This window comes from Streptomyces sp. NPDC091272 (assembly GCF_044757485.1).
GTDB lineage: Bacteria > Actinomycetota > Actinomycetes > Streptomycetales > Streptomycetaceae > Streptomyces.
This window is the reverse complement of the sequence record NZ_JBIVVC010000007.1, coordinates 34,217-46,838: the sequence shown is the minus strand read 5'-3', so window position 1 is coordinate 46,838 and position 12,622 is coordinate 34,217. Positions and strand designations below refer to the sequence as shown.

Here is a 12,622-nt window from a genome sequence, read left to right as displayed (position 1 = left end):
CCGGTACGAGGAGGCGACATGAGTTGGTTGTGGGCAATCATCGTCGGGCTGGTGCTCGGCTTGATCGCCAAGGCGATCATCCCGGGCAAGCAGCAGGTCCCGCTCTGGCTGACGGTGATCCTTGGCATCATCGGAGCCGTGCTGGGCAACTGGCTGGCGACGCTGTTCGGCATCAACGAGACCAAGGGCATCGACTGGGGCCGGCACATCCTCCAGCTGATCGCCGCGGTGGTGATCGTCGGAGTGGGCGACGCGCTCTACACGGCGGTACGGGGCAACAGACGACGCGCCTGACCCTGTCCGGCACGGCTGTGGCCGGGGGCCCGCGCTCGTCGCGGGCCCCCGGCCACGGTCGTTCCCGTACGGTCACGGGCCCGGGTCAGCCCGCGGCGACCTCGACCGCCGCCAGGTTCTTCTTGCCCTTGCGCAGCACCAGCCAGCGGCCGTGCAGCAGCTGGTCGGCGGTGACCTCGGCGTCCTCGGCGGTGACCTTGGCGTTGTTCACGTACGCACCGCCCTCCTTGATGGTGCGCCGTGCGCCACCCTTGCTGGGGGCCAGGCCCGCCGCGATCAGCAGGTCCACCACCTGGCCGAGGCTCTCCACCCGGGCGTGCGGCAGCTCGGAGAGGGCCGCCTGCAGCGTCGGCCCGTCGAGCTCGGCGAGCTCACCCTGGCCGAAGAGGGCCTTCGAGGCGGCGATGACCGCGGCGCACTGGTCCGCGCCGTGCACCAGTGTCGTCAGCTCCTCGGCCAGCGCACGCTGTGCGGCACGGGCCTGCGGACGCTCCGCCGTCTGCTGCGCCAGCTCCTCCAGCTCCGACCGCGACCGGAAACTGAGAATCCGCAGGTAGGTCGAGACGTCCCGGTCGTCCACGTTCAGCCAGAACTGGTAGAACGCGTACGGAGTGGTCATCTCCGGGTCCAGCCAGACCGCGCCGCCCTCGGTCTTGCCGAACTTGGTGCCGTCCGCCTTCGTCATCAACGGCGTCGCCAGCGCGTGCACGACCGCGTCCGGCTCGACCCGGTGGATCAGGTCGAGACCGGCGGTGAGGTTGCCCCACTGGTCGCTGCCGCCCTGCTGGAGGACACAGCCGTACCTGCGGTAGAGCTCCAGGAAGTCCATGCCCTGGAGCAGCTGGTAGCTGAACTCCGTGTAGCTGATGCCCTGCTCGGACTCCAGCCGGCGGGCGACCGAGTCCTTGGTGAGCATCTTGTTGACCCGGAAGTGCTTGCCGATGTCCCGCAGGAACTCGATCGCCGACAGGCCGCCCGTCCAGTCCAGGTTGTTCACCATGGTCGCCGGGTTGTCACCGTCGAAGTCGAGGAACGGCTCGATCTGCGCCCGCAGCCGCGCCACCCACAGCTCGATGGTCGCGACGTCGTTCAGCGTGCGCTCCGCGGTCGGCCGCGGGTCACCGATCTGCCCGGTCGCCCCGCCCACCAGGGCCAGCGGGCGCAGCCCCGCCTGCTGGAGCCGGCGCATCGTGAGCACCTGCACCAGGTGCCCGACGTGCAGGCTGGCCGCGGTCGGGTCGAAGCCGCAATAGAACGTGACGGGGCCGTCCGCGAGCGCCTTGCGCAGTGCGTCTTCGTCGGTGGACTGGGCGAACAGCCCGCGCCACTTCAGCTCGTCGACGATGTCCGTCACGATTCTCGTATCTCCTCAGGTGTACGGGGGTGTGCTGACCGAGGTTATACGCCCCGGCTGACAGAACTCATATTGAAATCCGGCACCCGCAGCGCGGGCATCGCGGCCCGGGTGAACCAGTCGCCCCACTCCCGGGGCAGCGTCTTCTCCGTCACACCCGCCTCGGTGGCCCGCGACAGCAGGTCCACCGGGGACTCGTTGAACCGGAAGTTGTTCACCTCGCCCACCACCTCGCCGTCCTCGACCAGGTACACCCCGTCCCGCGTCAGACCGGTCAGCAGTAGGGTCGCCGGATCGACCTCGCGGATGTACCAGAGACAGGTCAGCAGCAGCCCGCGCCCGGTGTCCGCCACCATCTCGTCGAGCGTCTTCGTGCCGCCCGCGTCCAGGACCAGGTTGTCGATGTCAGGGGCCACCGGCAGCCCGGTCAGGGCGGCGGTGTGACGGGTGGTGATCAGCCGCTCCAGCCTCCCTTCCCTGATCCAGTCCGTCGGGGCCAGCGGCAGCCCGTTGTCGAAGACCGAGGTGTCCCCTCCCGAGGCGTGCGCCAGCACGAAGGGCGCGGACTCAAGACCGGGCTCCGCCGGGTCGCTGCGCAGCGTCAGCGGAAGCGCGGACAGCGTGTCCCCGAGCCGGGTCGAGCCACCGGGCCGGGAGAACACCGTGCGGCCCTCCACCGCGTCCCGCGCCCCCGACGACCACAGCTGGTACACCAGCAGATCGGCGACCGCGCTCGGCGGCAGCAGCGTCTCGTAGCGCCCCGCCGGCAGGTCGACGCGCCGCTCGGCCCAGCCCAGCCGCTTCGCCAGCTCCTCGTCCATGGCCGCCGGGTCGACGTCCTTGAAGTCGCGGGTGGAGCGCCCGGCCCAGGCCGATCTCGCACGGTCGGGGGACTTGGCGTTGAGCTCCAGGGTGCCGTTCGGCTGGTCGTGCCGCAGCCGCAGTCCGGTGGACGTACCGAGGTAGCTGGAGGTCATCTCGTGGTTGGCGAAGCCGTACAGCTCCCGTCCGCCGGCCCGCGCGCGGGCGAAGGCCTCCCCGAGCGAGGGGGCGAACGCGTCGAAGACCGCCGACGAGGTCTCGGCCGGCGCTTCGCGGAACTCCGGCGCCTGCGGGACGCCCGTGACCAGCGGTTGCGTGTCCTCGGCCGGGCCCGCCGCCCGCGCCGCCGCCTCGGCGGCCCGTACCAGCGGCTCCAGCTCGTCGGCGGTGACGGCCGAGCGGGACACGACGCCGGTGGCGGTGCCCTCGGCCCCGTCAACGGTCGCGATCACGGTGAGGGTGCGCCCCCGGGTGACCCCGTTGGTCGTCAGCGCGTTCCCCGCCCACCGCAGGTTCGCGGACGACTGCTCGTCGGCGATCACGACGCACCCGTCGGCGGTGGACAGCTCCAGCGCCCGCTCGACGATCTCGTACGGCTTGCTGCTCGCGCGGCTCATCGCCCGGCCTCCTGCGTGGTGTTCAAGATGTTGACGCCCCGGAAGAGGGCGGAAGGGCAGCCGTGCGAGACGGCCGCGACCTGTCCGGGCTGCGCCTTCCCACAGTTGAAGGCGCCCCCGAGCACATACGTCTGCGGGCCGCCGACCTTCTCCATCGACCCCCAGAAGTCGGTGGTGGTCGCCTGGTACGCGACGTCCCGCAGCTGACCGGCCAGCCGCCCGTTCTCGATGCGGAAGAAGCGCTGCCCGGTGAACTGGAAGTTGAAGCGCTGCATGTCGATCGACCACGACCGGTCGCCGACCACGTAGATCCCGCGCTCCACACCCCCGATCAGGTCCTCCGTGGACAGCCCGCCCGGATCCGGCTGCAACGACACGTTCGCCATCCGCTGCACCGGCACGTGCCCGGGGGAGTCGGCGTACGCGCACCCGTTGGAGCGGCCGAGGCCGGTCAGCCTGGCGATCCTGCGGTCGGTCTGGTACCCGACCAGGGTGCCGTCCTTCACCAGGTCCCAGGACTGCCCGGCCACGCCCTCGTCGTCGTAACCGATCGTCGCGAGGCCGTGCTCGACGGTGCGGTCACCGGTCACGTTCATCACCTGCGAGCCGTACGCCAGCTTGCCCAGCTGGTCGAAGGTCGCGAAGGAGGTGCCCGCGTACGCGGCCTCGTAGCCCAGCGCCCGGTCCAGCTCGGTGGCGTGCCCGATCGACTCATGAATCGTCAGCCACAGGTTCGACGGGTCGACGACCAGGTCGTAGCTCCCCGCCGTGACGCTCGGGGCCCGCATCTTCTCGGCCAGCAACCCCGGAATCTCCGCCAGCTCGGAGTCCCAGTCCCAGCCCGTGCCCGTCAGGTACTCCCAGCCACGGCCGGCCGGCGGCGCGATCGTGCGCATCGAGTCGAACTCGCCGGAGTCCCCGTCGACGGCGACCGCGGTCAGCTGCGGGTGCAGCCGCACCCGCTGCTGCGTGGTCACCGTCCCCGCCGTGTCGGCGTAGAACTTGTTCTCCTGCACGGTCAGCAGCGAGGCGTCGACGTGCGTCACACCGTCCGCGCGCAGCAGCCGCGCGCTCCACTCCGCGAGCAGCTCCGACTTCTCCTGGCCCGGCACGTCGAAGGGGTTGATCTCGTACGAGGAGACCCAGGTGCGGTCCTCGTGCACGGGCTCGTCCGCGAGCTCCACCCGCTCGTCGGACCCGGCGGCCTTGATCACCTTGGCCGACAGCTTGGCCATCGCGACGGCCTGCCCGGCGACGCGGGCGGCGGCGTCCATGGAGAGATCCACCCCGGACGCGAACCCCCAGGCCCCGCCGTGCACCACCCGTACCGCGTAGCCGAGGTCGGTGGAGTCCGACGACCCGGACGGTCTGGCGTCCCGCAGCCGCCAGGAGGCGCTGCGCACCCGCTCGAACCGGAAGTCTGCGTGATCGGCGCCCAGCGCACGGGCGCGGGCGAGAGCGGCGTCGGCGAGGGCGCGCAGCGGGAGCGCGGTGAAGGACGGGTCGACCGGATGAGGGGGACGGGGGGACTGCGGCACGGATGTCTCCTGTCGTCGAGACGAGGTCGCCCCGATCATGTCGTGTCCGGGGTCCTCGTGCCCAGTCCCTTTTCTGTAGGGACCCGACAGTGGCCGGTAGGTGGCGCTGTCAGGCCCCGATTCTCCGTACGGGCCCTGATACCGATAGTTTCGATCAGGACCAGACCGCTATTCGAAAGGGTGATCCGTTGAGCCGCTCGGTTCTCGTCACCGGAGGAAACCGGGGCATCGGCCTCGCCATCGCCCGCGCCTTCGCCGACCACGGCGACAGGGTCGCGATCACGTACCGCTCGGGTGATCCGTCGGACCTCGAAAAGGCGGGCTTCCTCGCCGTCAAGTGCGACATCACCGACACCGAGCAGGTGGAGCAGGCCTACAAGGAGATCGAGGAGAAGCACGGTCCGGTGGAGGTGCTGGTGGCCAACGCCGGCGTCACCAAGGACCAGCTCCTGATGCGGATGTCCGAGGAGGACTTCACGTCCGTCCTCGACACCAACCTGACCGGCACCTTCCGGGTCGTCAAGCGTGCCAACCGCGGCATGCTGCGCGCCAAGAAGGGCCGGGTCGTGCTGATCTCCTCGGTGGTCGGCCTGCTGGGCTCCGCCGGGCAGGCGAACTACGCCGCCTCGAAGGCCGGTCTGGTCGGTTTCGCCCGCTCGCTCGCCCGCGAGCTGGGTTCGCGGAACATCACCTTCAACGTCGTGGCACCCGGGTTCGTCGACACCGACATGACCCAGGTGCTCAACGAAGAACAGCGCAAGGGCATCGTCGCCCAGGTGCCGCTCGGCCGATACGCGCAGCCGGAGGAGATCGCCGCCACGGTGAAGTTCCTCGCCTCCGACGACGCGTCGTACATCACTGGAGCCGTCATCCCCGTTGACGGCGGATTGGGCATGGGTCACTGATCGCCATGAGTGGAATCCTCGAAGGCAAGAACATCCTCGTCACGGGTGTCCTGATGGAGTCCTCCATCGCCTTTCACGCGGCCAAGGTGGCGCAGGAGCAGGGTGCCAACGTCATCCTGACCGCCTGGCCCCGCCCGACGCTGACCGAGCGCATCGCCAAGAAGCTGCCGAAGCCGGCGAAGGTCATCGAGCTGGACGTGACCAACCAGGAGCACCTGGACCGCCTCGAAGGCCTCGTCCGCGAGGAGCTCGGCAGCCTGGACGGCGTCGTCCACTCCATCGGCTTCGCCCCGCCCGGCGCCTTCAACTTCCTCGAAGCCACCTTCGACGACGTGGCGACGGCGATGCACGTCTCCGCGTACTCGCTGAAGTCGCTCACGCTGGCCTGCCGCCCGCTGTTCACCGACGGTGCCTCGGTCGTGGGCCTCACCTTCGACGCGCAGTTCGCCTGGCCGAAGTACGACTGGATGGGCCCGGCCAAGGCGGCGCTCGAAGCCACCAGCCGCTACCTCGCCCGCGACCTGGGCAAGGAGGACATCCGCTGCAACCTGATCTCGGCGGGTCCGCTCGGCTCGATGGCCGCCAAGTCCATCCCGGGCTTCACCGAGCTCGCGGACATCTGGAACACCCGCTCCCCGCTGAACTGGGACATGGGCGACCCGGAGCCGGCGGGCAAGGGAGTCGTCGCCCTGCTGTCGGACTTCTTCCCGAAGACCACGGGCGAGATCATCCACGTCGACGGCGGCGTGCACATGATGGGCGCCTGAGCAGGGCCCTCCGGGGCGGGCGGGGTGCGGGGCCGCGGTGCGGTCCGGCGCCCCGCCCGCCCTTTTGCCGTGCGTGGCCCAGGTCCGGTGAGTGACGTGCGGGTGCGTCGTGGCCGGTGTCGTGGCCGGTGTCGCGCGCAGTTCCCGCGCCCCTAGGGCCTCTCCGGGCCGCCCAGCCTGTGCAGGCGCAGGGCCAGTTGGATCTCCAGGGCGCGGTCCGGGGCGTTCCAGTCGCGGCCGAGCAGCCGGGCCACCCGCTCCAGGCGTTGCGTCACCGTGTTCACGTGCACGTGGAGCTCGGTTCTGGCCCGCGACAGCGAGGCCCCGTGCGCGTAGTACGCCTCCAGGGTCCGCACCAGCTCGGTGCCGTGCTTCTCGTCGTAGTCCAGTACGGGACCCAGTACGCGTGCCGTGTATCCGCCGACGTTCGCGCGGTCGCCCAGCAGCACGCCCAGGAATCCCAGCTCGACGACGTCCGCCCCCTCCCCGCTGCGGCCGAGCGCGTGCAGGGCGGTCAGGCAGCGCACCGACTCGGCGTGGGCGCGGGGGAGTCCGGCGGGCCCCTCGGCGGGGCCCGCCGCGCCGACGGTGACCGGGGCGTTCAGGACCCGGCCCAGGTCGTGGGCGAGGTCGTGGGCGAGCGGGGCCACCCCGGCCGCGGTCGCGGGAGCCACCAGGACGACGTGGCCGTCCCGCGTCCCGGCCAGCGCCCCCAGGGCCCTGGCCCTCCGGGCCGCCTCCGTGGCCAGCCGGGCCCTCAGCCGCGGCGCGCAGTCCAGCACGGCCACCGCGTGCGGTTTCGCCAGGTCGACGCCGAGCCGTCCGGCCCGCAGCGCCAGACTTCCGCCGCCAGGGTGCCGGGCCGGCGTGCTCAGCAGGTCGTCGAGCAGTTCACCCCGTACCCGGTCCTCGGCCTCGGCCACGGACCGGCGCAGCAGCAGCACCAGGGCGGTGACCAGTGCGGCCCGCTCGAAGAGACGCAGGTCGGCGTCGGCTAGCGCCGGCCTGCCCGGCTGCGCCGGCCCGGGGCCGGACCGGCCCGTGAGCACCAGACAGCCCAGGAGTTCCGTTCCTGCGACCACCGCGCAGGTCCACCGGTGCTCCGCGTACACCGCCCGGCCGCTCGTCCGTGACAGGGCCAACCCCCGTGCGGGCGGCGCCGGTTCACCCTCGCCGACCCGGGCCAGCTCGGTGCCGTCCGCGTCGTGCACGCTCAGCCCACCGGCGAGCAGCGCCGCGATCTCGGCCGCCACGTCGGCCACCCCGCCCCCGCGCAGGACGAGTTCGGTGAGCCGGTCGTGGGCGTCCGAGGCGCGGCGCAACGCCTCGCTGTGTGCGCGGGCGGTGGCGTTGGCCGCCTCAAGCCCGGTGAGCGCGGCCCGGGTCTCCTCCATCAGCCGGGCCCCGTCGATGGCCACCGCCGCGTGGTCGGCGAGCGAGCCGAGCAGCGCGATGGCATCCGGCGTGAAGTCGCGCGGCGCCCGGTCGGCGGCGTACAGCACCCCGATCACCCGGTCCCCGAGCCGCAGCGGCACCCCCAGAATGCCCCGCAGCCCCTCCTCGCCCACCCCGCTGTCGATGGCGCCGGTGTGCCGGAACCGGTGGTCGGTGCGGTAGTCGCGGCTGGCGTAGGGCCGCGCGGTCTGCGCCACCAGACCGCCGAGCCCGTCGCCCATCCGCAGCCGCAACTGCTGGAACGCCGCGGACACGGAACCGTCGGTGACCCGCATGTACGTGTCCTGTTCCGCCGGGTCGTTGAGGGTCAGGTACGCCACGTCGGCGCCCAGCAGGGTGCGCGCCCGCCGGACGATGGCGCGCAGCACGGCGTCCAGACCGCGCAGCGCCGCCAGGTCGCCCGCCGTGTCGAAAAGCGCCGCCAGTTCGGCCTCGCGCCGCTGGTGCTGGTCCAGGGTGCGCCGCACCGCGAGGGCCGCCTCGGTGGCCTCCGCCAGCCGGGCGGCGCCCGAGGGGTCGACCGCCCGTGCCCGCGCGGCCGGGACCGCGAGCTGTTCGGCGGGGGCGCCGGCGGCGAGCAGGTCGAGCAGCTCGCGCAAGGCGGTCGCGGTGGCCGTCTCGGCGGCGGGGGCGGGTACGTCGGTCATGGTGGCGGGCGGTCCGTCCGTACGGGAGGGGAATCGTGAGGCGCCCCAGCCTGCCCCGCCCCGGGCGATCGCGGAAGACCGGGGCGCGGACCGGTGGGCAGGCGGGCCGGTCGCGGAAGACCGGGGCGCGGACCGGTGAGCAGGCGGACCGGCCGGGGTCGGACCGGCGGGGGGCGGCCGGCCGGGGTCGGACCGGCCGGGCAGGCGGATCAGATCCGGTCGGCCGTCGTGCGGGCCTTGGCAGGCGTGGCCGCGCGCGCCGGCGCCGACTCGTTGCGGGCCAGGTCCCGGCCCCTCGTCTCCCGGGCGAAGAACACCGTCACCGTGGTGACCAGGGCCGCCCCGCCCAGGTACAGGCTCAGCGGCAGAGTCGTGTCGAAGTCCTTCAGGAGCTCCACCGCGATGATCGGGGCCAGCGCTCCCGCAACGATCGACGCGAGCTGGGAGCCCATCGACGCCCCCGAGTACCGCACCTTCGTGTCGAACATCTCCGAGATGAACGCCGCCTGCGGCCCGTACATCGCCCCGTGCAGCAGCAGCCCCGCCGTCACGGACAGCGTGATCACCGCGAACGACTTCCCGTCCAGCAGGGCGAAGAAGACGAACGCCCACACCGCCATGCCCGCCGAGCCGATCAGTGTCACCGGCCGCCGCCCGATCCGGTCCGAGAGCGCGCCCCACAGCGGGATCGTCACGAAGTGCACGGCCGAGCCGATCAGGACCGCGTTCAGGGCGGTGCTCTTGGGGAGGCCGAGGTGGGCGGTGACGTACACCAGGAGGAAGGAGGTGAGCAGGTAGTACGAGACGTTCTCGCCGAAGCGGGTGCCGATGGCGGTGAGGACCTCGCGCCAACTGCGCCGGAACACCTCGACGACCGGGGCCTGCTCCTTGACCCCGTGCTCCGCGTCCGCCCGCGCCTTCGCCTGCGCGGCCAGGAAGACCGGGGACTCCGAGACCGAGACCCGTATCCACAGCCCGATGATCACCAGTACGCCGGACAGCAGGAACGGGATCCGCCAGCCCCAGGACAGGAAGGCCTCCTCCGACTGGACCGCGGCCAGCAGCGCCAGCACACCGGTGGCCAGCAGGTTTCCGCCGGGCGCGCCCGCCTGCGGCCAGGAGGCCCAGAAACCGCGGTGCCTGTCGCCGCCGTGCTCGGAGACGATCAGCACCGCCCCGCCCCACTCGCCGCCCAGCGCGAAGCCCTGGATCAGCCGCAGCAGGGTCAGCAGGATCGGCGCACCCACACCGATCGAGTCGTACGTGGGCAGCAGTCCCATGGCGAACGTCGCGCCGCCCATCATCAACAGGCTCAGCACCAGCAGCTTCTTGCGGCCGACCCGGTCGCCGAAGTGCCCGAATACCACCCCGCCCAGCGGCCGGGCGGCGAAGCCGATCGCATAGGTCACGAAGGCGAGCAGGGTGCCGACCAGGGGGTCGCTCGACGGGAAGAAGAGCGTGTTGAAGACGAGTGCGGCGGCCGATCCGTAGAGGAAGAAGTCGTACCACTCGACGGTCGTGCCGATCAGGCTCGCGCCGACGACGCGGGCGATGCCGGTGCGTGGGGGCGCGGCCTGCGTGGGGGTGTCGGTCATGGTGGGTCACCGGTTCCGGGAGAGGGCGGGAGGAGGGACTGGCGTCTGGCGTGCGGGGTGCGGCGTGTGGCGTACAGGGTGTGTCGTGTGGCGGGAGTGTCAGCCCGCGGTCCAACCGCCGTCCAGAGGAAGGGAGATGCCGGTGACGGACGCGGACTGCGGACCGCACAGCCAGAGCACCGCCGCCGCGACCTCCTCCGGCTCCAGCAGCCGCTTCACCGGCGAGCGGGCCAGCAGGACGTCGGTGAGGACCTGTGCGGGGGTGATGCCGTGTACGTCGGCCTGGTCACGGACCTGGCCCTCCACCAGGGGGGTGCGCACATAACCGGGGCTGACGCAGTTGCTGGTCACTCCGTGCGGGGCGCCCTCCAGTGCGGCGACCTTGCTCAGCCCCTCCAGTGCGTGCTTGGCCGCCACGTAGGCGCTCTTGTACGGGCTGGCGCGCAGCCCGTGCACGCTGGAGACGTTGACCACCCGGCCCCACCGGTGCGCGTACATGTGCGGGAGAGTGCGGCGCAGCAGCAGGAACGGGGCAGTCACCATCACCCGCTGAATCAACTCGAAGCGCTCCGGCGGGAATTCGGTGAGCGGGGCGATGTGCTGGAGACCGGCGTTGTTGATGAGGATGTCCACGTCGGCGGGGAGGGAGGCGACGGCGTCCGGGTCGGCCAGGTCGGCCACGTGGGACCGCCCGCCGGCCTCGCCCGCGACGGACTTGGCGCCCTCTGCGTCCCGGTCCACCACGTGAACGGTGGCCCCGGCCCCGGCGAGGGCCAGGGCGCAGGCCCGGCCGATGCCGCTGCCGCCACCGGTCACCATCGCGACGCGGCCGTGCAGGAAGGGCGGGGCCGGGGCTGCGGAGTTACTCGTCATGGCCGGAAACAGTAGGGAGGTGTCCGGCCTGCTCCCATGTGGCGGAACACCACAATGAGCGCTCCCGCCATGGGCGTTCGCCCCACTGCGCCCATGTGCTCACCGCCGGCCCAGGTCGCAGTGCTCGCGCAACGCGGTGGTGTCCTGTCCCGCGGGCCTGACGACCGTCCCGCTCGCGGGCGGACGCACGCCCGAGGCCAGCCACTTCTCCAGTGCGCCGAACGCCGACCGGTGGCAGGGCAGCAGCGGTCGCAGCCGGTCGGGGAAGGTGTCCACCAGCGAGTCGACGTGGGTGCCGTCCGCGATCCGGTAGTAGCGGAACAACGCACCCCGGCCCTGTGCGCGCACCATCCGCGCGTACACGTCCGAGCTCCGGCTGGCGGGCAGCAGGACGTCCAGGTCGCCGTGCAGGGTGAGCAGCGGCTTGCCGATCCTGCCGGTGAGCCCGATCCGCCCCACCGCCTCCCGCACCTGGCGCGGCCGTTCCTCGTACACGTAGTCGGCGTCGCAGCCAGGACCGCTGCCCGGCAGGCAGTACGGCGTGCCCGCCTCGGTCGCGGTTCCGTCGAAGCCCGGATCGAGTTCCTCGCGGTAGATGCGCTGGGTGAGGTCCCAGTACACCTTGTGGTGGTAGGGCCACAGGAACTCCGAACCGGCCGGGTAGCCGGCGCGGTGCATGGCCTCCCGCGCCGCCGGGGCGTCCGCTCCGCCCGCCTCGTACACCGGGTACTCGCGCAGGGCCGGCGGCAGGAAGGTGAGGAGGTTCGGGCCCTCGGGGCGCCAGAGGGTGCCCTCCCAGTCGACGCCGCCGTCGTACAGCTCGGGGTGGTTCTCCAACTGCCAGCGGACCAGATAGCCGCCGTTGGACAGGCCGGTGACGAGGGTACGGGCCGGGGGCCTGCGGTAGCGCTGGGTCACGACGGTGCGGGCGGCGCGGGTGAGCTGGGTGAGGCGGGAGTTCCACTCGGCGATCGCGTCACCGGGGCGGCGGCCGTCGCGGTGGAAGGTGAGGCCGGTGTTGCCCTTGTCGGTGGCGGCGTACGCGTAACCCCGGGCGAGCACCCAGTCGGCGATGGCACGGTCGTTGGCGTACTGCTCCCGGTTGGCCGGGGTGCCCGTCACGACGAGGCCGCCGTTCCAGCGGTCGGGCAGGCGGATCACGAACTGCGCGTCGTGGTTCCAGCCGTGGTTGGTGTTGGTGGTGGAGCTGTCGGGGAAGTAGCCGTCGACCTGGACGCCCGGCACACCGGAGGGCACCACGAGGTCCTTGGGCGTGAGCCCGGCCCAGTCGGCGGGGTCGGTGTGCCCGGAGCCGACGGTGCCCGCGGTCGTCAACTCCCCGAGGCAGGCGGTCGTCTGCCGCTCGGCGCCGGGGGTACGCAGGTGCGCGGCGCGATCACAGTGACCGGGGGAGTCGGCGACCCCCACGGAGGCGGGCACGACGACGGTCGCCGCGAGTACGAGGCAGAGGGCGGTCACGGTACGGACCCGGGTACGTGCGCGGGACGGAGGATGCACGACGGCTCCAAGAGGGCTCGGGGAGGGAGGAGTTGGCAGGGCGGAGGCTAGACGACCGGCGTACGCGAGGAGGATGTGCGCGCGCACCATGCCGAGGGGGCGGAAGGTGGCGACGGGGGAGGTGTGTCCTGCTGTCGGCCTGTCGGCCTGTCGGCCTGTCGGCCTGTCGGCCTGTCGGCCTGTCGGCCTGTCGGCCTGTCGGCCTGTCGGCCTGTCGGCCTGTCGGCCTGTCGGCCT

Annotated in this window: 10 protein-coding genes; 3 read left to right on the top strand and 7 right to left on the bottom strand. The window is 72.1% G+C overall.

The window, feature by feature from the left end; translation table 11 throughout:
- Nucleotides 1-18: 18 nt before the first annotated feature.
- Nucleotides 19-294 (top strand): GlsB/YeaQ/YmgE family stress response membrane protein, encoded by a 276-nt coding sequence (locus ACIQM4_RS20425; protein ID WP_401593316.1) that lies wholly within the window; start codon nucleotides 19-21, stop codon nucleotides 292-294.
- 85 nt (nucleotides 295-379) lie between these two features.
- On the opposite strand, the gene tyrS is transcribed toward ACIQM4_RS20425, so the two are convergent.
- The 3 genes from tyrS to ACIQM4_RS20410 are packed head-to-tail and all read right to left on the bottom strand — an operon-like array spanning nucleotide 380 to nucleotide 4,625.
- The gene (gene tyrS / locus ACIQM4_RS20420) at nucleotides 380-1,648 is read right to left on the bottom strand and encodes a tyrosine--tRNA ligase (protein WP_401593313.1); all 1,269 of its coding nucleotides are present in this window, start codon (nucleotides 1,646-1,648) and stop codon (nucleotides 380-382) included.
- 44 nt (nucleotides 1,649-1,692) lie between these two features.
- Nucleotides 1,693-3,087 (bottom strand): metallopeptidase TldD-related protein, encoded by a 1,395-nt coding sequence (locus ACIQM4_RS20415; protein ID WP_401593310.1) that lies wholly within the window; start codon nucleotides 3,085-3,087, stop codon nucleotides 1,693-1,695.
- Nucleotides 3,084-4,625, bottom strand: a complete 1,542-nt coding sequence (locus tag ACIQM4_RS20410) for a TldD/PmbA family protein (protein WP_401593307.1) — start codon at nucleotides 4,623-4,625, stop codon at nucleotides 3,084-3,086. The genes ACIQM4_RS20415 and ACIQM4_RS20410 overlap by 4 nt, the downstream gene beginning before the upstream one ends.
- A gap of 188 nt (nucleotides 4,626-4,813) precedes the next feature.
- On the opposite strand from ACIQM4_RS20410, the gene fabG reads away from it, so the two are divergent.
- Together fabG and fabI are read left to right on the top strand one after the other, a co-directional pair.
- The gene (gene fabG, locus ACIQM4_RS20405; protein WP_401593305.1) at nucleotides 4,814-5,530 is read left to right on the top strand and encodes a 3-oxoacyl-[acyl-carrier-protein] reductase; all 717 of its coding nucleotides are present in this window, start codon (nucleotides 4,814-4,816) and stop codon (nucleotides 5,528-5,530) included.
- 5 nt (nucleotides 5,531-5,535) lie between these two features.
- Complete coding sequence (fabI, locus tag ACIQM4_RS20400) at nucleotides 5,536-6,297, top strand: enoyl-ACP reductase FabI (protein WP_401593302.1); 762 nt, start codon at nucleotides 5,536-5,538, stop codon at nucleotides 6,295-6,297.
- 152 nt (nucleotides 6,298-6,449) lie between these two features.
- Here the strand turns inward: fabI and ACIQM4_RS20395 are convergent, their stop codons facing one another.
- The 4 genes from ACIQM4_RS20395 to ACIQM4_RS20380 form a co-directional block, all read right to left on the bottom strand.
- Nucleotides 6,450-8,399, bottom strand: coding sequence for a helix-turn-helix domain-containing protein (locus ACIQM4_RS20395; RefSeq protein WP_401593299.1), 1,950 nt, complete (start codon nucleotides 8,397-8,399; stop codon nucleotides 6,450-6,452).
- Between the two features lie 209 nt (nucleotides 8,400-8,608).
- Nucleotides 8,609-9,994: an MFS transporter gene (locus ACIQM4_RS20390; protein ID WP_401593296.1), complete on the bottom strand. Its 1,386-nt coding sequence runs from the start codon at nucleotides 9,992-9,994 to the stop codon at nucleotides 8,609-8,611.
- 99 nt (nucleotides 9,995-10,093) lie between these two features.
- The gene (locus tag ACIQM4_RS20385; RefSeq protein WP_401593293.1) at nucleotides 10,094-10,867 is read right to left on the bottom strand and encodes a 3-hydroxybutyrate dehydrogenase; all 774 of its coding nucleotides are present in this window, start codon (nucleotides 10,865-10,867) and stop codon (nucleotides 10,094-10,096) included.
- Nucleotides 10,868-10,966: 99 nt separating this feature from the next.
- A complete protein-coding gene (locus tag ACIQM4_RS20380) occupies nucleotides 10,967-12,307 on the bottom strand; it encodes a tannase/feruloyl esterase family alpha/beta hydrolase (RefSeq protein ID WP_401594127.1) in 1,341 nt (446 codons plus the stop codon).
- Between the last annotated feature and the right edge of the window lie 315 nt (nucleotides 12,308-12,622).

Coding starts and splice junctions, on each gene's coding strand:
- ACIQM4_RS20425 (WP_401593316.1), top strand. CDS start 19: ATGAGTTGGTTGTGGGCAATCATCGTCGGGCTGGTGCTCGGCTTGATC.
- ACIQM4_RS20415 (WP_401593310.1), bottom strand. CDS start 3,087: ATGAGCCGCGCGAGCAGCAAGCCGTACGAGATCGTCGAGCGGGCGCTG.
- fabI (WP_401593302.1), top strand. CDS start 5,536: ATGAGTGGAATCCTCGAAGGCAAGAACATCCTCGTCACGGGTGTCCTG.
- ACIQM4_RS20395 (WP_401593299.1), bottom strand. CDS start 8,399: ATGACCGACGTACCCGCCCCCGCCGCCGAGACGGCCACCGCGACCGCC.
- ACIQM4_RS20390 (WP_401593296.1), bottom strand. CDS start 9,994: ATGACCGACACCCCCACGCAGGCCGCGCCCCCACGCACCGGCATCGCC.
- ACIQM4_RS20385 (WP_401593293.1), bottom strand. CDS start 10,867: ATGACGAGTAACTCCGCAGCCCCGGCCCCGCCCTTCCTGCACGGCCGC.